17 protein-coding genes are annotated in these 25,524 nt (G+C 65.6%); 10 read left to right on the plus strand and 7 right to left on the minus strand.

Annotated elements, in window-relative coordinates; genetic code table 11:
• Window positions 1-340: 340 nt before the first annotated feature.
• The 10 genes from AT701_RS18485 to AT701_RS18525 all read left to right on the plus strand — a co-directional run bounded on the left by AT701_RS18485 (window position 341) and on the right by AT701_RS18525 (window position 15,237).
• A complete protein-coding gene (locus AT701_RS18485) occupies window positions 341-787 on the plus strand; it encodes a hypothetical protein (protein WP_003895162.1) in 447 nt (148 codons plus the stop codon).
• A gap of 101 nt (window positions 788-888) precedes the next feature.
• The gene (locus AT701_RS18490) at window positions 889-1,539 is read left to right on the plus strand and encodes a VldE C-terminal domain-containing protein (protein WP_011729282.1); all 651 of its coding nucleotides are present in this window, start codon (window positions 889-891) and stop codon (window positions 1,537-1,539) included.
• Window positions 1,540-1,925: 386 nt separating this feature from the next.
• Window positions 1,926-9,650, plus strand: a complete 7,725-nt coding sequence (locus AT701_RS18495) for a non-ribosomal peptide synthetase (protein ID WP_011729283.1) — start codon at window positions 1,926-1,928, stop codon at window positions 9,648-9,650.
• A 373-nt stretch (window positions 9,651-10,023) separates the two neighbouring features.
• Window positions 10,024-10,470, plus strand: coding sequence for an MmpS family transport accessory protein (locus tag AT701_RS18500; RefSeq protein ID WP_081319510.1), 447 nt, complete (start codon window positions 10,024-10,026; stop codon window positions 10,468-10,470).
• Entirely contained in the window at window positions 10,467-13,361 is a 2,895-nt protein-coding gene (locus AT701_RS18505) for an MMPL/RND family transporter (protein WP_058126373.1), read from the plus strand. Before AT701_RS18500 ends, AT701_RS18505 begins: the two co-directional genes overlap by 4 nt.
• Before the next feature lie 15 nt (window positions 13,362-13,376).
• Complete coding sequence (locus tag AT701_RS18510; protein ID WP_058126374.1) at window positions 13,377-13,865, plus strand: hypothetical protein; 489 nt, start codon at window positions 13,377-13,379, stop codon at window positions 13,863-13,865.
• Between the two features lie 135 nt (window positions 13,866-14,000).
• Entirely contained in the window at window positions 14,001-14,243 is a 243-nt protein-coding gene (locus tag AT701_RS34800) for a hypothetical protein (RefSeq protein WP_157892559.1), read from the plus strand.
• The gene (locus tag AT701_RS18515) at window positions 14,206-14,808 is read left to right on the plus strand and encodes a trypsin-like serine peptidase (RefSeq protein WP_058126375.1); all 603 of its coding nucleotides are present in this window, start codon (window positions 14,206-14,208) and stop codon (window positions 14,806-14,808) included. The genes AT701_RS34800 and AT701_RS18515 overlap by 38 nt, the downstream gene beginning before the upstream one ends.
• Window positions 14,805-14,987, plus strand: coding sequence for a trypsin-like serine peptidase (locus AT701_RS18520; RefSeq protein WP_157892561.1), 183 nt, complete (start codon window positions 14,805-14,807; stop codon window positions 14,985-14,987). The genes AT701_RS18515 and AT701_RS18520 overlap by 4 nt, the downstream gene beginning before the upstream one ends.
• Before the next feature lie 7 nt (window positions 14,988-14,994).
• Complete coding sequence (locus AT701_RS18525; RefSeq protein WP_058126377.1) at window positions 14,995-15,237, plus strand: hypothetical protein; 243 nt, start codon at window positions 14,995-14,997, stop codon at window positions 15,235-15,237.
• A 22-nt stretch (window positions 15,238-15,259) separates the two neighbouring features.
• On the opposite strand, the gene AT701_RS18530 is transcribed toward AT701_RS18525, so the two are convergent.
• The 7 genes from AT701_RS18530 to AT701_RS18560 form a co-directional block, all read right to left on the minus strand.
• On the minus strand, window positions 15,260-16,156 hold the full coding sequence (locus tag AT701_RS18530) for an SDR family NAD(P)-dependent oxidoreductase (RefSeq protein ID WP_058126378.1): 897 nt from the start codon (window positions 16,154-16,156) through the stop codon (window positions 15,260-15,262).
• Window positions 16,153-16,932, minus strand: a complete 780-nt coding sequence (locus AT701_RS18535; RefSeq protein WP_058126379.1) for an SDR family oxidoreductase — start codon at window positions 16,930-16,932, stop codon at window positions 16,153-16,155. The genes AT701_RS18530 and AT701_RS18535 overlap by 4 nt, the downstream gene beginning before the upstream one ends.
• 31 nt (window positions 16,933-16,963) lie before the next feature.
• The gene (locus AT701_RS18540) at window positions 16,964-18,481 is read right to left on the minus strand and encodes a catalase (protein WP_275718026.1); all 1,518 of its coding nucleotides are present in this window, start codon (window positions 18,479-18,481) and stop codon (window positions 16,964-16,966) included.
• Window positions 18,482-18,597: 116 nt separating this feature from the next.
• Window positions 18,598-21,345, minus strand: a complete 2,748-nt coding sequence (locus AT701_RS18545) for a LuxR family transcriptional regulator (protein ID WP_058126380.1) — start codon at window positions 21,343-21,345, stop codon at window positions 18,598-18,600.
• Window positions 21,346-21,438: 93 nt separating this feature from the next.
• On the minus strand, window positions 21,439-22,077 hold the full coding sequence (locus AT701_RS18550; RefSeq protein ID WP_058126381.1) for an HD domain-containing protein: 639 nt from the start codon (window positions 22,075-22,077) through the stop codon (window positions 21,439-21,441).
• Window positions 22,078-22,183: 106 nt separating this feature from the next.
• Complete coding sequence (locus tag AT701_RS18555; protein ID WP_081319513.1) at window positions 22,184-24,760, minus strand: ATP-binding protein; 2,577 nt, start codon at window positions 24,758-24,760, stop codon at window positions 22,184-22,186.
• Between the two features lie 60 nt (window positions 24,761-24,820).
• Window positions 24,821-25,417 (minus strand): sigma-70 family RNA polymerase sigma factor, encoded by a 597-nt coding sequence (locus AT701_RS18560; RefSeq protein WP_223495642.1) that lies wholly within the window; start codon window positions 25,415-25,417, stop codon window positions 24,821-24,823.
• Window positions 25,418-25,524: the final 107 nt, after the last annotated feature.

The raw sequence follows: 25,524 nt of genomic DNA on the forward strand, positions 1-25,524 counted from the left end.
TCGAGACTCGTACGTACTCAGCATTCGCACCGGGCGCACCGCAGGTCACGGGTAGCGCACTTCTTCATATCCCGCCTCGCCCGCTTCTGGTTCACTGTGCGGACTCGAATGCGCTGCACCGCACCGGATTTCGGTGGCATCGACGCGTGAAGCAACAATCACGTCGGCGGTAACAGGCCCGACATCCCCCGGCGATCAGGTAGGCTGGACCCATTCCACCGATCCACCACCGGGTCGGTGACACCCTCGGGAATTCCACCGCATCCCTGCTTCCACCGGTTGCCTGCGCGTTCTCGTCTACCCATGCCGCGTTGCCGGCAGCGTTTGGAGGCGCCACCACATGCACCATCGTCGATACCGGCCGACGAGCAGGCCCACGCCCCTGGCGTGGTTCTACCGACTCGACCGTCGGATGCAGGCGGACCTGCTCGCCAATCCGCACGGGTATCTTCCCGATGGCGTGGCGGCCGAGATCGCCTCCCACACGGTGCGTAGCTATCGGGACGAGAAACCGCAGGAGTCTCGTCTGTGGCAGCTGCGCTCGGCGGAAGCCAATCTGCTCGAAGACGAGCGTCTGCGCCTCGACAGGTGGTGGCGTGAGCTGCCGGATGAGGCCAGGGCCGCCCTCGTCACCTGCAGGGACGGCTCGGTGCCGCGCGCATGGCGCGCCACCGTGCTCGACCTGCATCCGGACGGGCTGGGGCCGGGAACAGACCTGGAAGCCGAGTTCAGGATGTCGGGCATCGCGGCCGCCTACATAGAGATGGTCGCGACATGCTGCCTTTGAGGCAGCCCTGACACGGCCTGGAGACAACCCTGCGAAGTTCGCCATGGCGAACACGCGCGAAGAGCACCCTCTCGAAGTTCCGCCGCAGTAGATTGCTGGCCGTGGGTGGTATCCGGTTGGCAAATGGTCGTGGACGATGGCTGGCGTTCGGCGTTTCGATCAGCGTCGCCGCCGCGATGTTCTATGCGCAGGGCACCGATACGTCGTGCTGCGGGCCGACGGCGGCGGCCTCCCAACCGGATCAACCGGCGGCGGCGTCCGCGCCTGCGCCCGCCCACGCCGAGTTGCTGGCTGCCGCCGCACCCGCGGCCGCTCGCGATTTCCAGTTCGCGCTGCCGCCGGGCGCCGCACCCGAGTCCGGTCTGCAGGTCAACACGATCTGGACGGCACGGGCCATCAGCGTGATGTTCCCCGAGATCAAGACCATCGGCGGATACCGTCAGGATCCGCTGAAGTGGCATCCCAACGGTTTGGCGATCGATGTGATGATCCCGGATCACCAGTCCGAGAAGGGCATCGAGTTGGGCAACCAGATCGCCGGTTTCGCGTTGGCCAACGCGAAACGCTGGGGCGTGCTGCACGTGATCTGGCGGCAGGGTCTCTATCCGGGCATCGGCGCGCCGAGCTGGACGGCCGATTACGGCAACGAGACCGCCAATCATTTCGATCACGTCCACATCGCCACAAATGGCGGCGGTTACCCTACCGGCAAAGAAATGTATTTTCTGAATTCAAAGACTTTGGCGAACTGATCGCACCGTTTTCGATTCGTCGCGACCATCAAGATCTCTTGGAGTCAATCCAGACTGGACAATTCATGCGCTTTTCAAGATCGGACAGACGGCGCATCCAATCCGTCTCACCAGTTGGTTCACGGTTCGACAACCAGTATCACCTGCGCTGGACCGCACCCGGAAAGCGACAACAGGCAGACAAAGGTTCGTGACATTTCAATGAGCGCATGAACTCGAACTTCACGGATCTCCGATGAGCGTGAAGTTTGCCCGCTACTCTGAATTCCATTGAGTCTCGCCGATGAAATAGCCAGCGGCGACTCTATTTCGGTGCGTCCAAGGGGGGACGGCTGATCGGAGGTTCGAGGTACCGGACGCGATGACCACAATCCTGGGGTGAGTTCATGGTTGGTGACCCGACACGGCGGTTGTTGTCCATCGATCTGCTCGATGACGACGAGCATGACAGACTCGACGACTGGGGCAACCGGTCCGCCCTGACGAGGCCGGCCGCCCAGCAGAAAACGATCCCGCAACTCTTCTCCGCCCAGGTCACCCGGACGCCGACCGCCCACGCACTGGTGTGTGGCGAACGCGTCTTCACCTACCGCGAATTGGATGAGGCCACCGATCGTCTCGCGATGCGATTGACGCGTAGTGGGTCCGGACCGGGCCAATGTGTGGCGCTCCTGCTGCCCCGCTCAGCCGAAGCCATCATCGCGATTCTCGCCGTGCTCAAGTCAGGGGCGGCGTATCTGCCCATGGATACGGCTCATCCGGATGCACGGCTGCGCTTCATGCTCCATGACGCCAAACCCGTCGCGGCCGTGACGACGTCCGCACTTCATACGCGATTGACCGGGACGGGCATACCTCTCCTCGATATCGACGCATGCGACACCGGCGCAAGCGCGCCCATCCGCCCGCCCGTACCCGACGATCTCGCATACCTGACGTACACGTCGGGCACCACCGGTGTACCCAAAGCTGTCGCGGTGACCCACCGGAACGTCACACAGTTGCTGGAATGTCCACACCCAGAGCTTCCCGCAAGTCCGGGACAGGTTTGGTCGCAATGGCATTCGCTGGTCTTCGATGTGTCGGTATGGGAGATCTGCGGTGCGCTGCTCCACGGCAACCGGCTCGTGGTGGTGCCTGAATCCATCGCGAGTTCGCCACACGAGCTCAATGCACTGCTGGTCCGGGAACGTGTGACCGTGCTGTGCCAGACTCCCTCGTCTGCGGGCATGCTCTCAGCCGAGGGTCTGGACCGGACCGCGCTGGTGGTGGCCGGTGAAGCCTGCCCGGCTGATCTGGTGCAAAGATGGGCGCCCGGGCGCGTGATGCTCAATGCCTATGGCCCGACGGAGGCCACCGTGTACGCCGCGATGAGTTCTCCGCTTTCATCGGATGCCGATCCGGTCCCCATCGGACGGCCGGTCCCCCACGCCGCCGCCTTCGTCCTGGACAAGTTCCTGCGACCGGTTCTCGACGGCGTAATCGGCGAGTTGTACATCGCGGGAGCCGGGGTCGCGGTCGGCTACGCACGCCGCTCCGCTTTGACCGCATCACGATTTGTCGCCTGTCCATTCGGGACCCCCGGGCAGCGGATGTACCGTACCGGCGACCTGGTGCGCTGGGACGACGACGGACACCTGGTGTATCTGGGTCGCTGCGACGAGCAGGTGAAGATACACGGCTACCGCATCGAGCTGGGCGAGGTGCAGGCCGCATTGGCCGGCCTCGACGGCGTGGACCAAGCGGTGGTGACGGTCCGCGAGGACCGCCCTGGCGACCAGCGGCTGGTCGGCTACATCATCGGTGCCGCCGATCCCAGCGCGTCACGCCGCGCACTGGCAGAGCGGCTCCCGGCGTACATGGTTCCCGCCGCGGTGGTGGTGCTCGACTCGCTGCCACTGACGGTGAACGGCAAGCTGGACAAGCGCGCGCTGCCTGCCCCGGACTACCGCGGCGATGCCGGATCGTTTCGCGCCCCCACCTCAGACGTCGAGCGGATCCTCACAGACATTTATTCCGAAGTACTCGGTGTGGACCGGGTGGGCGTCGACGATTCGTTCTTCGCACTCGGCGGCGACAGCATTCTGTCGATGCGGGTCGTCGCGCAGGCCCGTATGCAGGGTCTGCGGCTCCGGCCTCGCGATGTGTTCGTCGAGCAGACGGTTGCAAGGTTGGCTGCAACGGCCACCCTCGTGAGTGGTCAGCGCGAGCCCGGTGAGGACGTTACCGCGCCCGTCACGGCGACGCCGATGATGCGCTGGCTGCAAACCGTGGACGGCCAGGTGGATCAGTTCCACCAAGCAATGGTGTTGCAGGCACCCGCCGACGCTGCAGGCTGTGAGTTCGCCGATGTGGTGGACGTGCTGCAGGACCTGCTGGATCACCACGCCGCGTTGCGGCTCTGCGCGAGTGGGGATGGTCCATCGGCACCGGTACTTGAGGTGGGCGCCGTGCGCGCAGCCGATTGTGTGCAGTCGGTCGACACCCTGTGCGCCGAAACGTTGGCGAAGGCGCGCTCTCGCCTGAATCCGGCTGAGGGCCGCCTGCTCTCGGCGCTGTGGGTACCACATACACACCAGTTGGTCTTGATGATCCACCACATCGGCGTCGATGGGGTGTCCTGGCGAATCCTTCTGGAGGACCTCAACATCGCGTGGGCTCAACGTCGCGCTCACCAGCGGGTGGAGCTGCCCGCCGAGGGGACGTCGTTGGCTCACTGGTCTGCTCTGCTGCAAAAGCACGCATATTCGCCCGAGGTCGTTGCCCAGGCGGGTGCCTGGCAGAAGGTGCTGTCCATCGCGACCCCTCTGCCGGAGACACAACCGGCCGTGGACACCTACGCGACCGCGGGTCATCTGTCTGTGTCGTTGGACTCCGAGACCACCCGGCAGTTGCTCGGCGACGTACCCGCAGCATTCCATGCCGGGGTCGGCGACATCATGCTCATCGCATACGCCCTGGCGTGGAACGAATTTCGAGGTGGTGGCAGCGCCTCGATCACCATCGACGTCGAAGGTCACGGCCGCGACGAAGAACTGGGTGACGTCTTCGGTGAAGACATCGACCTGTCCCGCACCGTGGGCTGGTTCACCACGAAGTATCCCGTGGCCATCACCGTCGCCCCTCTCCGTTGGGACCTCGTACGAGACGGCGCCCCTGCCCTCGGCGCCATGATCAAGTCAGCCAAAGAACAATTGCACAGCCTTCCGGGCACATCGACGTACGGATTGCTGCGTCACCTGAATACCGACGTCGACCTGTCGGGCCCCGAACCCACCATCGGTTTCAACTATCTGGGCCGTGTCGGCGCGGATCACCTGGGCGACCGACTCTGGCGAATCGACCCCGACGGACTGGCCCTCGCCGAGGTCGCTTCCGCGGTGCCGATGCCGCTGATGCACACACTCGAGCTCAACGCAGGCACGCTGCAAGTCGATTCGCCGGCCGGCACGCCGGAGCCGGCACTCCAGGCAGCATGGACGTGGGCACCCTCGGCCGTGGACGAAGCGCAGGTGAAGCGGTTGAGCCAGCTGTGGTTCGAAGCACTCACCGGCATCTGCGCACACGTGAGATCCGGTGGCGGCGGATGGACGCCTTCCGACATCGCACCGGCCGTCCTGACCCAGTCGCAGATCGATCAAATCGCCGAACAGTACCGCGTCGCCGACATCCTCCCCCTGACCCCGCTGCAGCAGGGGCTGTTCTTCCACTCGTTGATCGGCCCGGGTGAGGCTTCGACCGATGTGTACGCGGTGCAGTTGGACATCACGGTGACCGGCCTCCTCGACGCTGATCGCCTGCACGACGCCCTGCTGACCGTGCTGCGACGCCATCCCAACCTCGTGGCACGTTTCTGTGGCGACTTCGACCCGCCGGTTCAGATCATCCCGGACGACCCGGTCATGGCCTGGCGTTACATGGATCTGCGCGAAGACGACCGGCCGCCCGAGGTAGAGATCGAAAAACTCTGCACCGCCGAGCGCGTCGCTGTTTGTCACCTCACTGATCGGCCGGCCTTCCGCGCAGCGTTGATCCGCACCGCGGGCAACCAACACCGATTCGTGATGACGTTCCACCACATCGTTGTCGATGGGTGGTCTCTTCCGATACTCCTCAAGGAGATCTTCGGCGCGTACTTCGAACACCGGCTGCCTGCCCCGAGGCCCTATCGTGACTTCGTTGGCTGGCTTTCCGCTCAGGACCACGACGCTGCGCGTGCAGCATGGCACGAGGTGATGGGCGGATTCGCCAGCCCGACGGTGCTCACTCACCCGGGGCCCCCAGGGCCACGCCGCGCGCACACCTACCATGTGCCCGCCGAAACGACGCGTGCAGTCGGCGATTTGGCCCGCTCCTGCCGCACCACGGTCAACACGGTCCTGCAGGCCGCGTGGGCGCAACTCCTGATGGCGCTCACCGGGCAGCATGACGTCGCGTTCGGAACCGCTGTCTCCGGTCGGCCTGCCGAACTGGCGGGATCAGATTCGCTTGTCGGGCTGTTGATCAACACCATTCCTGTGCGGGCCAATGTCCCACCGACGGCATCTGTCTCAGACCTGCTGGACCAACTGCAGCGCACGCACAACGCCACTGTCGACCATGAATATATGTCACTCAACGAGATTCATCGGATCACCGGTCATGACCAGTTGTTCGACACCCTGTTCGTGTACGAAAGCTACCCCTTCGACGCAGGTGCTTTCGCCGGCACACACGAGTTGGCGATCACCGACTTCACCACCCGGGAACACAACCATTATCCATTGTCGGTCATCGCGATACCCGGTCACGAGTTGGGTCTGCGTGCGGAGTTCGACAGTGTCCGATTCACCGACGACGATATCGAGGAGCTGATCGAACGATTCCTGCGTGTGCTCGCGGCCATGATCGACGATCCGGAACGGAGAGTATCGACGATCGACGTGCTCGGCACCTCCGAGCGTGAGCGGCTCGACAGCTGGTGCCGGCGAGAGCGGCTACGTGGAAAGGGTTCTGGTTCCTCATCGATTCCGGAACGATTCTCCGCACAGGTCGTTCGGACCCCGGATTCGGTTGCGGTCACGTGCGGCGGAGAGTCGCTGACCTATGCAGAGCTCGACGAGACCGCCGATCGATTGGCAAACCTGTTGACCTTGCATGGCGCAGGGCCGGGCACCTACGTCGCCATCATGTTGCCCCGATGCGCACAAGCGATTGTGGCGATCCTCGCCGTGCTCAAGACCGGTGCGGCATATCTGCCCATCGACCCGGTCCTGCCGGACGCACGTGTGCAGTTCATGCTCGATGACACCGCGCCGATCGCCGCGGTCACCAACGATGAGCTGCGCTCCCGGTTCGACGGGTTCGCCGGGGTGGTCGTGGAGGCCGACGATCCGGCCATGTCCCTTCACCCCACCACCGCACTGCTGGCCCCCGCCGCCGATGACATCGCCTACGTCATCTACACGTCGGGCACCACCGGACGACCCAAAGGCGTGGCTGTCACCCATCACAACGTCACTCGGCTCTTCGACGCGCCCTATCCCGGTCTCACGTTCGGGTCTGGCCAGGTCTGGACCCAATGCCACTCGACGGGATTCGACTTCTCGGTGTGGGAGATATGGAGCGCGCTGCTCCACGGAGGGCGGCTCGTGGTGGTGCCCGAGTCCGTCACCAGCTCACCGAGCGACCTCCATGAACTTCTCGTCACCGAACACGTCACCATGTTCAGCCAGACACCGGCCGCTGCTGCGGCTCTGTCGCACACCGGCTTGGAGGATCTGACGCTGGTGGTCGGCGGAGAAGCGTGCCCGAGTGAGGTGGTTCAGCGCTGGGCGCCCAAGCGCACGATGATCAACGGGTACGGACCAACCGAGACCACCGTATTCGCCTCCACCAGTGAGCCTTTGAATCCGTCCTCCCCGGGTGATGTTCCAATCGGCGCACCGGTACCCGGCGCCGCCGTGTTCGTCCTGGACTCGTGGCTGCGTCCGGTCCCACCGGGCGTCGCGGGTGAGGTCTACGTCGCCGGCGGCGGTGTGACCGTCGGCTACGTGCACCGGCCTGGTATGACCGCGTCGCGCTTCGTGGCTTGTCCGTTCGCGGCGGACGGCAGCCGGATGTATCGCACCGGTGACCTCGCTCGCTGGGGAACCGACGGCCAGCTGCGTTATCTCGGGCGTGCCGACGATCAAGTGAAGATCCGCGGCTTCCGGATCGAACTCGGCGAGATCCAATGTGCGCTCGCCGACCTCGACGGGGTCGACCAAGCGGCCGTCGTCGTGCGCGAGGACCAGCCCGGTGACAAGCGACTGGTCGGCTACATCACCGGCACCATGGACCCGGCCGTGGCACGTGAAATGCTTGCCGATCACCTGCCGCCCTACATGGTTCCGGCGGCCGTCCTGCGGTTGGACACGCTACCTGTGACCGTCAACGGCAAACTCGATCAGCGCGCGCTCCCCGTGCCCGGGTACGGCAACACCCGGATTCATCGCCCGCCTGTGACCCGGACCGAGAAGGTGGTCGCGGGCGTCTTCGGCCAGGTGCTCGGTGTAGAGCAGGTCGGCATCGACGACTCGTTCTTCGATCTGGGCGGCGACTCCATCTCAGCCATGCGGTGCGTCGCCGCAATCAACACCGCACTGGATGTCGGAGTCGGAGTGCAGGATTTACTGCAGGCACCGCAGGTTCGCCTGTTGAGCAGGCAGATTGAGGGCGTCGGCGAAACCGACACGTTGGCCGCAGGCGGCGCAACCGTGGAGTCGGTGCACGGATCAGCCGACGTCACCGAGATCCGTGCCGCCGATCTGACACTGGACAAGTTCATCGACGACGCGGCATTGTCCGCGGCGCGGAACTTACCCCGAACCGACGCGAAGATCCGCACGGTGCTGTTGACCGGTGCGACCGGGTTCCTCGGACGATTTCTCGTGTTGGAATGGCTGCAGCGGTTGGAGCCTGTCGACGGGAAACTGGTGTGCCTGGTTCGGGCCGCGTCCGACGCCGAGGCCCGTGTGCGACTTGAAAAGGTGTTCGACTGTGGTGACCCGCTGTTGCTCAATCGCTTTCGGCAGTTGTCGACGAACCGCCTGCAGGTGGTGGCCGGCGACAAGAGCGCAGCAGCACTGGGCCTCGACCAGGAGACCTGGACCGAGTTGGCTGCGTCGGTCGATCTGGTCATCGACTCCGCGGGCTTCGTCAACGGCATCCTGCCGTACCGGGAGTTCTTCGGCCCCAACGTCGCAGGCACCGCCGAGGTGATCCGGTTCGCACTCACCACAAAACTCAAGTCCTACGCCTACGTGTCGACCGCCGATGTGCGCCAACAGATCGATCCCGCGGCCTTCACCGAGGACGCCGACATCCGCGTCATCAGCCCGAGCCGGCAGATGGACGCCGGCTATGCCAGCGGATACGGCAACAGCAAGTGGGCCGGCGAGGTCCTGTTGCGCGAGGCGCACGACCTGTGCGGACTCCCGGTGCGAGTGTTCCGCTGCGACATGATCCTCACCGACACGACGTATTCCGGTCAGCTCAACCTGCCGGACAACTTCACCCGGATGGTGTTGAGCGTCGTGTCAACCGGTTTGGCGCCGGCATCGTTCTATCAACTGGACAACACCGGTGAGCGGCAACGTGCCCACTACGATGCGCTCCCCGTCGGGTTCGTGGCGGAGGCGATCAGCACGCTCAGCGTCGGCGCAGTCGACGGATTCGAGACCTACCACGTGATGAATCCTCATGACGACGGCGTCGGAGCCGACCAGTACGTCGACTGGCTGATCGAGGCCGGCTATCCGATCCGGCGCATCGCTGACTTCGCTGAATGGTTGCGGCGCTTCGAAACCGCGCTCCGTTCCCTTCCTGAGCGGCAGCGCCAACATTCGGTTCTACAGATCCTCACCGCACGTCACGACCTGGCTCAGGGCGCCGACCTACAGGCCCCTGAGCCCACGCTCGGCTCGTACGGACCCACCGACCGGTTCCGCGCCGCGGTCCGTGAACACCGGATCGGCGGGGAGGGTGACATTCCCCACGTGACACCGCAAATCATCATCAAATACGTCGCCGATCTGCAGCGCCTGGGGCTGCTCGATGCCCACCCCACATCCGCACCGCGGTCCGCGTAGTCGCACACCTCCGCGATTGTGAAACGTCAGCGAAAAATCGGCCGAAATATCGCAGAGGTTTCACACTCGCGGAGTTTCTGCTGAGTAGAACTGGCCAGAAATTGTCAGCAAACCACCTCGGATTGCTGTCTTTCCTTTTCTGAAAGTTCGCTGGGAGAAGCGTCGTCGAGTCTGCGCAGCGGAATGCATTTCTCACGTCGAAAACTCCCGCCGGCGCATGTCACCCCGGCAACCGAATACGTCGTGACCGCGTCAAGTTTCTTGATATCAAGCCTTGTGAGCTGCGGATTCTTGTCGTACCGTCAACCAGGTTGATTAGTAGAACTAGGGGGTTTCCGTCAGCTCCTGCCGCCGCACATCGAAAGGGTCACGAATGCAGCGGTTTTCGGTCGGAGGACGACTGAGGCAACGCTGGATGTTTCTGGTGGCGATCGTGGTGATCGTGGTCGCCGGTTTCACCGTGTACAGGCTCCACGGGGTTTTCGCCTCGCAGGACGTCACGTCCACGCCCAGTAATTCCGCCAATGAGATCGTTCAGTTCAACCCGAAACACGTCGTCATGGAGGTCATGGGCCCGCCAGGCGCGGTAGCCACCGTTACGTATCTGGACGTCGATGCCCAGCCGCAGCGCGCTGACAATGTCCCGCTGCCCTGGACCTACGACACGACCACCACCCAGCCCGGGGTGTTCGTCAACGTCCAGGCCCAGGGCGACCGCAGCTCGATCGGGTGCCGCATCACGATCGATGACGACGTCAAGGACGAAAGGTGGGTCAATACCGTGGACGCCTACACGTTTTGTCTGGAGAAGTCCGGATGAGCGCGCGGTTCTCGGTACCGGCGATTCCGGACCTGATCCGGCGGTTCTCTGTTCTCATCGCGCTGTTCTGGCTGGGCCTGGCAGTCGTGACGAACGTGTTCGTGCCCCAGCTGGAAACCGTCGCCGAGGCCCACAACGTCTCGTTGAGTCCGCAGGACGCGCCCTCGTTGCAAGCCGCCAAGCGCATCGGCGAGGTGTTCGACGAATTCGATTCCGACAGTTCGGCAATGATCGTCCTGGAGGGTGACGAGCCGCTGGGCGACGAGGCGCATCGCTACTACGACGGCCTGATCGACAAACTGTCGAAGGACACCAAGCACGTCGAACACATCCAGAACTTCTGGGGGGATCCGCTGACCGCGGCCGGCTCTCAGAGCCAGGACGGCAAGTCCGCGCTGGTACAGATCTACCTGGCCGGAAATCAGGGTGAATCGCTGGCCAACGAGTCGGTCGACGCCGTGCGGGCCATCGTCGACGACACGCCTCCGCCACCGGGACTGCGGGCGTATGTCACCGGCGCCGCTCCGCTGGTCACCGACCAGTTCGAGGTCGGCAAACAGGGCACGCTGAAAACCACCCTGCTCACTCTCGGCGTGATCGCGGTGATGCTGTTCTGGCTCTACCGCCGCGTCACCACGGTCCTGGTGGTCATGTTCACGGTGATGATCGAGCTGACGGCCTCCCGAGGGGTCGTCGCGGTGCTCGCGAACGCAGGCATCATCGACCTCTCGACGTATTCGACAAACCTGTTGACACTGTTGGTGATCGCCGCAGGCACCGACTATGCGATCTTCATCCTCGGCCGGTTCCACGAGGCCCGCTATGCCGAGCAGGACCGCCTCACCGCGTTCACCACCATGTACCACGGCACCGCGCACGTGATCCTGGGGTCGGGCCTGACGATCGCCGGTGCGGTGCTCTGCCTGACCTTCACCCGGTTGCCCTACTTCCAAAGTCTCGGTGTCCCCGCGGGCATCGGCGTCCTGGTGGCGGTCGTGGCAGCGCTGACACTGGCGCCCTCGATCCTCATCATCGGCAGGCACTTCGGCCTGTTCGAACCGAATCGGCCTCTGCGGACCAAGAATTGGCGGCGCATCGGCACCGCAATCGTACGGTGGCCCGGACCCGTTCTGGTGGTGACCATCGCGGTGGCGCTGATCGGACTCCTGGCTCTCCCGCAGTACACCACGAGTTACAACACCCGGCCGTACCTGCCCGCCACCGCCCCGGCCAACGTGGGGTACACAGCGGCGGAACGCCACTTCTCCGAGGCCCGTCTGAACCCCGAACTGATGATGATCGAGGCCGATCACGACCTGCGTAATCCCACCGACATGATCTTGCTGGAGCGGGTCGCCAAGGCTGTGTTCCACACCGACGGCATCGCGCAGGTGCAGTCGATCACGCGGCCACTCGGAACACCGTTGGACCACACCTCGATTCCGTTCCAGATCAGCACCGGCAACGCATCGCAGATCAACAATCTGCCCTTCCAGCAAGCGCGAGGGGACGATCTGCTCAAGCAGGTCCAGGTGATCAACGACGGCATCGATGTGCTGCGTCAGCAGTATGCGCTGCAGGAACAGTCCGGGGCCATCACCCACGAACAGTCCGAGGCATTCAAGAAGACCGTCGCCACCGCGCAGGATCTACGCGACAAGATCGCCAACTTCGACGACCAGTTCCGTCCGCTGCGCAACTACTTCTACTGGGAGCCACACTGCTTCGACATCCCGATGTGCGCCGCGATCCGGTCGGTGTTCGACTCCCTCGACGGAATCGACGAGTTGACCGACCAGTTGGCCAGCGTGTCCGGCAGCATCGCCAAACTCGATGAACTGCAACCGAAACTGCTCGCGCTGATCCCGCCACAGATCGCCAACCAGGAAGCCAACCGTGATCTGACGATGTCGAACTACGCGACCACCACCGGTCAGAACGCACAGGCCGAGGAGTCGCTGGAAAACTCGACGGCGTTGGGTCAGGCGTTCGACGCGGCGAAGGTCGATGACTCGTTCTATCTACCGCCGGAGGCGTTCACCAACCCCGAGTTCCAGCGCGGCCTGAAGCTGTTCCTGTCGCCCGACGGCAAAGCGGCCCGGCTGATCATCACCCACGAGGGGGATCCCGCGTCACCAGAGGGCATCTCGCACATCGAGGCCATCCGGCACGCAGCCAAGGAAGCCGTCAAGGGCACTCCCCTGGCCGGGTCGAAGATCTATCTCGCAGGCACCGCGGCCACCTACAAGGACATCGCCGACGGCGCCGAATACGACCTGATGATCGCGGCGATCGCTGCACTCACCCTGATCCTGTTGGTGATGATGTTCGTCACCCGCAGCCTGGTCGCCGCACTGGTGATCGTGGGAACCGTGGCATTGTCGCTGGGCGCCTCGTTCGGGTTGTCGGTGCTGATCTGGCAGGACCTTTTCGGCATCGAATTGTTCTGGATCGTGCTGGCGCTGGCGGTGATCCTGCTGTTGGCCGTGGGGTCCGATTACAACCTGCTGCTGATATCCAGACTCAAGGAGGAGATCGACGCGGGCGTCAACACCGGCATCATCCGCGCCATGGCCGGTTCCGGGTCGGTGGTCACCGCGGCAGGGCTGGTGTTCGCGGCCACCATGGCCTCGTTCCTGTTCGCCGACCTGCGGGTGCTCGGGCAGATCGGGACGACCATCGCACTGGGTCTGTTGTTCGACACGCTGATCGTGCGCTCGTTCATGACACCGTCGATCGCCGCGCTGCTCGGCCGGTGGTTCTGGTGGCCGCTGCGGGTACGCCCGCGCCCGGCCAGCCAGATGCTCCGGCCGTACGGTTCTCGCTCGGCGGTCCGGCAGCTGCTGCTGTGGGAGGACGATGATCCGGCCGTGGCACCAGTGCGCAAGTGAGAGAGAGGAATAGAAATGATCTGGGGTGATCTCACGATTCTGGCCGGGGTCATGATCGTGGTGTTCGGCGCATGCATGTTCGTCTACGTGAGCCGGCTGGAAAAGCGCCCGCCCGCCGCGCTGGGCGAGCAGGTGGGCGCCCACAAGGCCGTGCTGGCCAAACTGCGCAAGCGTCAGCCGCTGACCCGCGACGAGTACGACTACGCCACCGAACTGGTCACCGACGTCCGCTCGCCGCTGGCGTACGCGCTTCCCGGAGTCATGTTCAGCATGGGGTTCTTCTACGTGGTCGGATGCCTCTACGAGCTGCATGTGCACGGCGGTGATCCGTCGTTCCGTACGTTCGTCGGCCTCTTTCCGATGCTCAGCTCCGTCAACATCGCCGCTCAGTTGCGTCGCGTCGCGGGGTTGAAAGGCAAACTGCGGGACGCCACGGTGCTCGACGACGACACCGCGCCTGTGATGACTCCGGCCGGCCGGCACAGCGCCCCGACGGGGGCGTGAACAATTCGCGTAGTCGGCTACTCGTGAGCGCGGCCCGAGGAAACACATAGCGTTTTCTCGACGGTGAAAATGTTCATCGCCGCCGCGCAGCCCTTGCTGTGCCTCACGAACTCATCTGGCCGAAGGGATCATTCGATGAGTACACCGACAAAAACCAACAAACGCTCGAGCCTGACGAAGTACGAGGCGATCGGCTCGACCGGAGACCCGACGACCGCCGAGTCGTTGATCGTGGCGACCGAGTACGAGTCGTTGATCGTGGCGACCGAGTACGAGTCGCCGAACGGCCTGGATCTCAACAACACCGACCCGGACCAACGCCGAGGTCGCCGCGCGTGGGTTGGTCGAACATGCCGAGCCCGGATCGACCGGTTCTGAGGAGGACGAGTCCGCGCCCGCGCTGCTCGACGCCATCGTCGGAAGCTATCCGGAACTCGAAGAGGTCGCCGAGGTCATCATCGGCGCCGACAACCGGGTCCGCGTCGCCAACACCACCGTGTACCCGTGGCGGGCCATCTGCGCACTGCAGATCACCGCCGCCGACAACCGCCGATTCATCGGGACGGGGTGGCTGATCAGCCCGCGCACCGTGATCACCGCCGGGCATTGTGTCTACATGCACGACGCGGGCGGCTGGGCCAGGTCGATCAAGGTGATCCCGGGCTGCAACGACGGCAGCGAGCCGTTCGGAAGCTACACCGGAACCGTGCTCCGCAGCGTCACCGGATGGACGTCAAGCAAGAACCGCGAACACGACTACGGTGCGATCATCCTGCCGTCCTCGTCACGTCCGGGAGGGCAGACCGGAACGTTCGGCCTCGCGGTGAGAAACGATGGGTTCCTGATGAATTCGGCACTCAACCTGTCCGGCTATCCCGGTGACAAGGGCGGCCGCCAGCAGTGGTTCATGGCGCAGCCCCCAAGCGGGTGTCGGACCGGGTGATCACCTATGACATCGACACCATGGGCGGGCAGAGCGGCTCACCGGTCTGGGTGCTCGAAAACGGCCAGCGTTACGGGGTCGGAGTGCACACCAACGGGAGTTCCTCCGGTAACTCGGCCACCCGCATCAACACCGCCGTGTTCAACAACATGGTGAACTGGAAGAACGCGGGGCTCTGAAATCTCCGTGGTCATCGTTGTTTTCGAGGATTCCGCCGGTCGCCCGCTGGCTGATGCCGTGGTCAGCATCGCCAGTGCGCCCGGCGAGATCCGCGATATCGGCATGGTCACCGACGAGCACGGCGAGATCGCGCTCGGTGACGCCGACGATGGGATCTACGATTTCGCGGTGTTCTCGGCCGGTACGTCACACCGTGTGTCGGCCCGGATCACCGGTTCGGATTCGCGGGTCACCGTCGTCGTGCAGTGACGTCGCGCGTTCGCCAGACCCGTCACGTCGCGACATGTAGCAGCTCGCTCAGCCCGGTGCGGTGCATCATCTCGGCCTTCAACCGGTCAAGCACCGTGAACCCGACCTGGCCGCCGTCATCGGACGGGTCGACATGCACGCGGAAGGGCCGCTTGCCGAACGGGGCGTCTACGACCGCGACGACCGCGTCGGCCACGGTGGTGGGATCGGCCTCCGGTGGGACCAACTCGTTGAACGCCTTCTGGATGCGCTCCCCGTAGCCGGTATATGGGCCCGCCTCGTACGCGGCGGCCACATCCTCATCCCCCGGCACAGCGGCATTCGCAAACTGATTGGTGCCGGACGTGAAGGCCCCTGGCACGATGATGGACGTTTCGACGCCCCACAGCGTCAACTCCCGGGCGTAACTGACCGCCAACGCATCCATCGCGGCCTTCGCGGCGAAGTACGGTCCCAGATACGGTGGCGTGCCCCCGGCCGCACTGCTGCTCGACATCCACAGCAACAGCCCGCGGCGCCGGGCGCGCATGTGCGGCAGCACTGCACGGTTGACGCGCTGGGTGCCGACGACATTGATGTCGTACAACTGGGCCATCTGCTCGGCGGTGAACGCCTCGGCGGGGCCGAACGACATATGCCCGGCGTTGTGCAGGACCACGTCGACCCGCCCCGACTCCCCCAGCACGTGGTCGATCGCCGCATTCACCGACTCCTGGGAGCCGACGTCGAGTTCCACCGACCGCAGATCCACGCCGTTCGTCTGCGCGAAGCCGGCGATGGCAGCCACCTGCGCCGCGTTGTGTCCGGCCGTGCCACGCATCGAGGCGTAGACCGTGTACCCGGCCATGGCCAGCGCCTCGGCCGAGATCCGGCCGAATCCACTTGCCGCACCGGTGATCAGGACGACATTCGGGGTCACGCCGAGGCACCGTGCTGTGCGTGCGGGTCCGCGGCGTTCAAGATCGACACCACGTGGTCGTAGTCGCCGCGGGCCTCGCCGTAGCGCAGGAACTTCGCCTGCTCGACCAGGATCTCGTGGGCATCCGGTTCGGCTTCGAGCAAGGTCATCACGTCGGCGATGAAAACGTCGAGCGGCACGCCGTTCTCGTCCTCCTCGTGTCCGGGCATCAGTTGTGTGCGCACAGACGGCGGCACCAGTTCCACGACCTTCACACTGGTGTCCGCGAGCTGCATGCGGATCGATTCGCTGAGCATGTGGATGGCGGCCTTGGAGGCGTTGTAGGTGGGCGTCACGCCCAGCGGTGTGAAGGCCAGACCTGAACTCACGGTGACGATCGTGGAATCCGGCTGCGCCTGAAGATGTTCGACGAACGCCGCGATCAATCTGATGGGTCCCAGCACATTCGTCTCGACGGTGGCCTCGGCCGTGGCCAGGAAGGTCTCCGGCTGGTGCCAGTCCTCGACGCGCATGATCCCGGCCATGGTGACCAGGACGTTGAGGTCGGGGTGGTCGCTCAGCACCTGGTGTGCGGCGGCCGCGATGCTGGCGGGATCGGTCGTGTCGATGACGACGCCTCCCAGGTCGGGGTGCTCGGCGGTGATCCTGTCCAGCTCGGGGGTCCGGCGCCCGCCGATGATGACGGTGTTGCCCTTGTCCCGTAGTGCCAATGCCAGTGCCAGACCGATGCCGCTGGTGGATCCAGGGATGAAGATGGTGTTTCCTGAGATCTTCACTGAGTTCTCCTCGTGCCAGATGGGTCGGTGGTCACGCCGGAGTCGGCGTGCCCGAAACAGATTCGAGCTCTTCGATGGCCGCGGCCACGCCCGCGCCGTACGCCGGATCGGCCTTCGCGCAGTGTCCGACCCACCGCTGTTGAATCTCGGCGGGCACCCCGCGCATGGCCCTGGCGGTGTTGCCGAACAACCTGCGCTGCTCGTCGGGTGTCATCAGCCGGAACAGATTTCCGGGCTGTGTGTAGTAGTCGGCGTCGTCCTCGCGGAAGTTCCAGTTGCGCGCCGAGACGTCACCGAGCGGCTCCGGCGGGTATGCATAGGCCGGCTGCTCCTGCCATTCCCCGTAGCTGTTGGGCTCGTAGCCCAAGGTGCTGCCGTAGTTTCCGTCGACACGCATGGCGCCGTCACGGTGATAGCCGTGCACCGGGCACCGGGCGGTGTTCACCGGGATCTGGTGGTGGTTGATCCCCAGCCGGTAGTTCTGTGCGTCGTTGTAGGAGAACAGCCGGCCCTGCAGCATCTTGTCCGGTGAGAAACCGATTCCCGGCACGATTCGCGCCGGGGAGAATGCGGCCTGCTCCACCTCGGCGAAGTAGTTGTCCGGATTGCGGTTGAGTTCCCACTCGCCCACCTCGATCAACGGGTAGTCGGCGTGCGGCCAGACCTTGGTCAGGTCGAACGGGTGGTACGGCACCGTCGCGGCGTCGGATTCCGGCATGATCTGTACGCACAGCTTCCAGCGCGGGAAGTCGCCACATTCGATGGCCTCGTACAGGTCACGCTGATGGCTCTCGCGGTCCGTGCCGATGAGCGCCTCGGCTTCGGCATCCGTGAGGTGGCCGAGTTCCTGTTGGCAGACATGGTGGAACTTGACCCAATGCCGCACACCCTCGGCATTGACGAAACTGTAGGTGTGCGAGCCGAACCCGTGCATACGGCGGTAGGACGACGGGATTCCCCGGTCTCCCATCGTCATGGTCACCTGGTGCAGCGATTCCGGCAGCAGGCTCCACCAGTCCCAGTTGTTGTGCGGGCTGCGCAGATTGGTGCGGGGGTCCCGCTTGACGACGTGGTTGAGGTCGGTGAACTTCAGTGGGTCACGGATGAAGAACACCGGGGTGTTGTTTCCGACCAGGTCCCAGTTGCCCTCCTCGGTGTAGAACTTGACCGCGAACCCGCGGATGTCACGCTCGGCGTCGGCGGCGCCGCGTTCACCGGCCACGGTCGAGAACCGCACGAACAGGTCGGTCTGCTTGCCGATTTCGGAGAACAGTTTGGCCGTGGTGAACCGGGTGATGTCGCCTGTGACGGTGAAGGTCCCGTACGCGCCGGACCCCTTCGCGTGCATGCGGCGTTCCGGGATGACCTCCCGGTCGAAGTGGGCCAGTTTCTCCAGGTACCACACATACTGCAGCAGCATCGGGCCACGTGGGCCTGCGGTGATCACGTTGTTGTTGTCGACGACGGGCGCGCCTGCGATCGTCGTCAACTTGCCGTTCGACGATGTGCCGTTCGTCTCGGGCGCGGCCCCGTTACCGTTGGTGGTCACTTGCTCTCCTCTTCGACGGTCGATCGCGGTCATTCGACTCAACCAGCGGCCCGTGCTCGATTGCGCCCGTGTCACCCCGGGGCGCTGACGCCAGGGGTTTCCCGGGGTGCACGGACCTACGGTGGCGGCAGTTCGCGGCTGCGTAGCTCCTTGCGGGATGCGACGCCGAGCTTGGAGAAGATCTTGCTCAAATGCCATTCGACCGTGCGCGCACTGATGAACAACTGCGCCGCGATCTCGGAATTGGTCCGGCCCTCGGCGGCCAATCGGGCGATGTGGCTCTCCTGGCCCGTCAGCTCGACCACTGGTCCCCCGTCGCGCCTGCGTACGGCCTCCCCGGTCGCTTCGAGTTCGCGCCGGCACCGATCGGCGAACCCTTCTGCGCCCATCTCGCTGAACATCTCCTCAGCACGGTGCAGCGCAGCGCGGGCATCCATCCGCCGCCCTTGTCGTCGTAGCCATTCCCCGTACACCAGATACGTGCGGGCCAGGTAGACGACGGCGGTGCTGCCCTCCAGATGCGCGATGGCGCTGCGGTATTCCGCCTCGGCCTCCGATCCCTCGGTCAGCAACGCCCGTGCACGTGCCGCAAGGCCCAGCGCGGTGGTGGTCCCGCCGGCCTCGGCACGTTCGACCAGCCGGGTGAGCGCCTCCCCCGCCGCTGCCGTCTCGGCGCTTCGCGAAGCCGCCTCGATCAACTCCACGAGCACGAGGTTCGTGATGCCGATGTCGTCGTACGCCAGCGCGGCCCGGCAGCAGTTGAGCGCCTCGCCGTACTGGCCGAGGCTGTTGTGCAGTACCGCCGATGCGAACATGGCGGCGCCCACCGAGTAACCGTGGCCGTGGACCTTGTCCGCATCCTCGGTGATCGCCACGACGATTTCGCGTGTCGCCTTCTCCTGCCCCTGAAAGGCGGTCAACAGGGCGGTACCGACGCCGAGTTGAGGGCCGCCGATCGCTGTGGCGATGGCCTCTGCCTCGGAAAGGTGCGCCGCGGCGTCCGCCAACCGTCCGGAGAAGATCTCCGCCGTCGCGAGCGCACCGAGGGCCGGCGGAAGCGTGGCCAGTGCGCCGGCACCGGCGAGCAGCGCGTGCTGGCGCAGCGCGAGAGTTTCGAAGGCGTCGAAATCGAAGAGCTCCAGACAGATTCGCGTCGCCATGTCGTAATACTGCGGCTCCGCCGTTGCGTCGGCGTCGAGGCGTAGGAACTCCTGCATGGCCTTCTTCAACGACACGGCCCCGTCCACATATCCGTCGAGCATCCGAACGATCAGCCCGCACAGCAGGACATCAACCGCCCGCTGCGGCACGAGGGGCCCGACAAGCGGTCGGGCCGCGCCCGCGACGGACACTGCACTGGTCGTCGGGCCCGACATCCGGCCCGCCTGGATCGCCGCCGACAGCGCCTCGAACACGTTCTCGCGGGCGAGTTCTGGGGCTGCATCGGCCAGTCGCCCGGCGGTCTGCATCAGCAGCGGCACCGCATCTGCGGGGCGGGCCACCGCTCTGGCCCGCAGCCGGTCGATTCTGGCGGTCGTCAGGTCGTCGTCGGTCATCCGCCGGGCATCCACCAGCAGTGCCGCCGCCGACTGCGGCGCACCGGTGTCGAGTTTCGCCTGCGCGGCAGCGAGCGCACGCTCGACCCGCACCTGAGGGTCCGGGGTCAGACTGGATGCGAACGCCAGGAACGCCGCGGCCGCCGCGACCCCTCCCCGTTTGCGGGCGTCCCCGGCCGCGCTCTCCAACTGCGCGGCGACGTGCTCGTCGGGTCCGGCGGACGCGTGCCCCAGATGCCAGGCGAGGTGCTCGGTAGCGGAGGGCCCGTCGATGACGGCCGCCAGGGCCCGATGCGCCCTGCGGCGCTCGGCGGTACCGGCGTTTCGGTAGACCACTGACCGAATCATGGGGTGGCGAAAGCACACCCGACTGTCGATCGAGATGAGATCGGCATCGACGGCCATATCCGCTGCGTCTTCGGGAAGACCGAGGTGGTCGGCAGCACCGGCCAACCATCGCGGGTCACCGGTGGGGTCTGCGGCGGCCACCAACAGCAGCGTCGTGGCGTGTGCGGGCAGATCGGCGAGGCGTCGATCGAAACTTCGTCGCAGCCGGCCGGCGAGCTGGTCGGCGTTCGCGAGCCCGAACCCGCCGGCCAGTTCCGCCGGTGTGAACACCCGGTGCAGCTCCAGTAGCGCCAGCGGGTTTCCGCGGGATTCGGCGAGAATGTTCTCACGCACCTGCTCGTCGATCTCCCCGGGCATCGTCCTGGTGAGCAGCGCCCGGGCGTCGTCGTCGGCGAGCCCGCGCAGTTGAAGTTCGGCGAGGCCGTTGAGGATTCGGTCCTCGCGTCGTTGGCACGCGGCAAACACGATCAGCGTCGGGTCGGCGTCCAGACGCCTGGCCGCGAAGGCCACCGCACGGAGTGACTCGGCGTCGACCCATTGCGCGTCATCGATCACACAAAGGGTCGGGCGTTCGGCCGATGCCTCCGACATCAACGTCAAGAGCGCAAGCCCGACGATCAACCGGTCCGGTGGGTCGCCGTCGGCCACGCCCAGCGCCACCTGCAGTGCGCGCTGCTGCGGCACAGGCAACCGGTCGAGGCGGTTGAGCAGCGGGGTGCACAGCTGGTGCAATCCGGCATAGGCCAGCTCCATCTCGGATTCGGAGCCACGGATCCGCAACACCCGGAAGTCGGCCGCGCGGGCGATCAGGTAGTCGAGGATGGACGTCTTCCCGACGCCAGGGTCGCCGCGCACGACGATCGTCGCGCTGTGCCCGCCACGTGCCTGGCTTAGCAGCCGCGCGAGCTGTTCCTGTTCACGATGTCTTCCGAGCAGACGGCGGGGACGGATTCCGGTCATGCCGGCATGAACGTACGTTCCGCGAAAATCGATGTCAGCCGGTCGCACCGACTTCGCGCCGGCCGCACCCCGTTCACTCCGTCCAGGGTGCCGTCAGCCCGGCAGAGCGTTCGACGTGATGAGGCCGACGAAGTTCCCGCGGCGGAAGTCGGGGTCGAAATGCGCCAGCACGTCGTCGTTCATGGTCCCGAACGTGGTCTCCGGTCGGTGCCGCATGCCCTCGTTGAACGCGTTCAGGATGCCGTCGGCGAAGTTGACCCGCGGATGGACCGCCAGAATCTCCTGGATCTCGGAGGAGTTGAGCGCGTCGAGCCCGAGTCCCAGCACGTCTGTCTCGACCCCCGCGGTGACGAGCGCGATCTCAGGCTCCATGCGGTCGGGAATGCCGGGGGTGGTGTGCAGCGCGATCCCGAGCCACACCTGCCTGGCCTCGCGCTCCGAGAATCCGTGGCCCAGCAGGAACGAGCGTGCGGTGTCAGCGCCGTCGAGCTCGAAGCGCTGGTCGGTGCTGCCGTATTTCTGTGTCAGGCCGAGGTCGTGGAACATCGCGCCGATGTAGAGCAGTTCAGGGTCCGGCACCAACCCGCGCCGTGTGCCCTGCAGGCTGCCCCACAGGTACACCCGCCGCGAATGGTGGAACACCAGGTCATCAGCGACGTCGCGGACGAGCTCGGTGGCCTCACGGGTGAGGGCGGAATCCGGAATCGCTACGCCGGCAATATCTTCGGCCATCGTTTATGCCTTTCGTGACACCACAGGGGCGTTTGACGGGACGCGGGCGGCGGTCGCCTGATCGCCGTTCCATCGTCCGGCCGACGGGACGCGATCCGCGCCCGTGTCACCCCCGGGTCGCGGCACGGGTGTCCTCAGGTGTGGCGATCTCGGAGAGGAACTGTTCGAAGGTGGTCGGGGTCCGCGTTTCGTCGTTGCGGGGTTCGCGCATGATGATTCGGCGTTCGGCGACGTCGAGAGTCATCTGGGTGGTGCCGCTCGCCATGTGTTCGGAGAATCCGGCCGCCAGGAGATCGTCGTGCATCGTCTGTGCGTCGATCTCCTGACGCAGCGGTGGTGCGTTTGCGGACGGTCTCACCGGTCGCCATGAGCTCGGTCCGTGCGCGCTCGGCGAAGCCGGCCATTCCCATCGACTCGAACATGTCGAGCGCAATGCGCAGCTGTGTGCGGGCGTCGGTGCGTCGGCGTTCCCGGCGCAGCCATTCGCCGTAGACCAGGTGGGCTCGAGCGAGATCGGTGCGCAGGCGCGTGCGGCAGCCTCCACGAGTTCCAGCGCGGCCCACGTCGACAACGCCATGTCGATCTGGCCTGCCGCGCGTTCGGCCGGCGGCAGCGCGGCCGGGTAGTCACCGATGCCGTTGTGCAGCAACGCTTCGGAGTACTCTGCGGTGCTCAACCAGATTCCTTCACCGCGCGCCATGACATCCGCCATTGTGGATTCGATCATTGTCAACGTTTCGGCCCGTTGACCGCGCGTGGCCGCGAGCTGGACACCGGGTTTGGTGGCGAGCGCGTCTCCGGTTGCCTCTGTCACGGTCTTCAGCTCCTGAAGCAGCGCCGCCGCGGCGCCGAGCTCACCGGAAAGGGTGAGCCATACCGCACGCGAACCGAGCGCGAGCGGCAGCTCCGCCAGCGCACCCGCAGTGCGCGCGAGCTCGATATGCCGTGCCGACAGCACATCCCAGCTTTCGTCGTCCCAGATGTGCAGTGCCGCAATACCTGCCAGCCACAGAAAGCGACGTTCGCCGTCGGCTACGCCATGTCGTGCGCTGCTGACGGCGCGCCGCAGGGTGGGCACCGCCGCCGCATATCCGTCGGTGAAATATGTCGAGAACCCCTCTAGCAGAAGGGCAGTCAGCGTTTCCCGTGGCGGTATCGAGGAGGTCCGCGCCGCACGGGCCACATCTCGCACGCCGCCGCCGACTGCGAGTCGGCCCGCGAAGATCGCGGCCTGCAACGCTTCGAGGTATGTGGTGCGGGACAACTCGGCATCGACGGCCTCCAGCCGCCGGGCGGCCTTGAGCAACAGCGTCGGGGCATCACTGCCCCGGTCGGTGACGTAGGCCAGCTGCGCGCGGACCAGGTCTGCGCGGGCGCCCAGGTGGTCGGTGAGCGGGCCGCCCTCGACCACGGCCAGCAGGTCTGCGGCGGCCTCGAACGCGCCGGCCTGTGCCTTCGACGAGGACGCAGCCAATGCACGCTCGGCGCGCAGGACCGGATCGAGCGTCAGCATCGTCGCGCGCTCCAAGAACGCAGCCGCGGCGGCCAGCCCGCCGCGGGCCTGTGCACGACTGGCGCATCGTTCGAGTTCCGCCGCGACCGCCTCGTCGGGGCCCGCTGTGGCCTGCGCCCGGTGCCAGGCACAACGGTCGGGGTCACGCTCCGAGTCGGTCACCTCGGCCAGGGCACGGTGTGCCAACAGCCGGTCTCGCAGCGTCGCCGACCGGTAGATCGCCGAGCGCACGAGCGGGTGACGGAACCGCACGCGGATACCGAACTCGGCCAACCCGTCGGCCGTCGCGGGTTCGCCGGCGTCGGCGTCGATGCCCAGGCGGGCCGCGGCCCGCCACATCAGCGTCGGATCACCGGTCGGCTCGGCCGCGGCGATCAGGAGCAGCCGTCTGGTGTGCTCCGGCAGTGCGGCCATCCGGCGCTGGAAGCTCTCCTCGATGCGGCCCGACAACCGCACCGCACTGGGAATTCCGAAGCCGCCCGCCAACTCCCGGTCGGTCAGGTCACGCGGCAGCTCCATCAGAGCCAGCGGGTTTCCCCGGGTTTCGGCGATGATCTGATCGCGAATCCGCTCGTCGAGCGGTGCGTTCCACACCGAGTCCATGAGCGCCGCGGCGTCCGCGTGGGGCAACCCGGCCAGTTCCAGCGTCGGCAGTTTCGCGATCTCGGGGTCGGGGGTACGGGTGGCCATGATCAGCGCGATGGGATCGGCGCCCAGCCGGCGTGCCACGAACGAGAGCACCCGGACCGATGCGCTGTCCAGCCACTGCACGTCATCGATGAGGCAGACCAGAGGCTGCTCCTCGGCGACGTGGGACAGCAGACTCAGCGCGGCCAGCCCGATCAGCAGCCGGTCGGGCGCAGTTCCCGCATTCAGGCCGAATGCGCTGCCCAGGGCCTCGCGTTGCGGATCCGGTAGATGATCGAGCCGGTCCAGCATCGGCATGCACAGCTGCTGCAGGCCGGCGTAGGCGAGTTCCATCTCGGATTCGATCCCCGCGGGCCGGATCAGCCGGTACCCCTCGGCTCGGCCGGCCACGTACTCGATCAATGCCGATTTGCCCACGCCCGGATCGCCACACACCACCAGTGCGCTGCCCGAGCCAGCACGGGCCGAGCGCAGGACGTCGTCGAGCACGCGGGATTCGGTTCGCCGGTCAATTAACTCCATTGACCATGAATGGTCTCATTTCCGACGAGTTGATGCTGGACATCACCGATCAGCGCTTTGCTACTCGCTGGATGGCGCGGCAAGACTAGTGCGTACCCGGCGGCGTCCTCGATGCAGGCGGGACATCACCGTGCCGATCGACACGCCCGTGGCCTCGGCGACCTGCTTGTAGGACAGCCCCACCACGTCCGCGTAGTAGATGGCCATCCGGTAGGTCTCGGGCAATGCCCGGATCGCCGCGGTGAGCCGTCCGTCGGGAATGGACTCCAGCACGGCGGCCTCGGGGGTGCGCCACGGATGAGTCCGGCAGTCGGCCGGTGCCTCCTGGTAGAAGTCCGCGACGAGCAGCTCAGGAGGCCGGCGTGACCGGAGACGATGGCTGTCGACCCAGGCGTTGTGCATGATCCGGTGCAGCCACGCCGTGAGATTGGTGCCCTCGCGAAAAGTCCCGAACCCGGCGAACGCCCGCAACATGGTGTCCTGAAGAAGATCTTCGGCATCCTGGCGTGTGCCGGTCAGGTGCAGCGCCCCGATGAACAGGCGACCCTGCAACGGAAGTGTCTCGCGCTCGAAGCGGACGACGAGGTCCGGATCGGTCGGTGGTGATGGGGTCGGGTTGCGCGGCGATGCTGTCGGTTCGGCGAGTGGAGTGATCACGGGGGATCCTCTCGGTGCGGGGCGGCCCCGATCGGGCGGCGGGTGTGTCCGTTCGAGGTTCCGCCCGATCCGCTCTCACTCGCATCGGCAGGTGCCTAGCGGAAGTG

The sequence above is a fragment of the Mycolicibacterium smegmatis genome, from assembly GCF_001457595.1.
GTDB lineage: Bacteria > Actinomycetota > Actinomycetes > Mycobacteriales > Mycobacteriaceae > Mycobacterium > Mycobacterium smegmatis.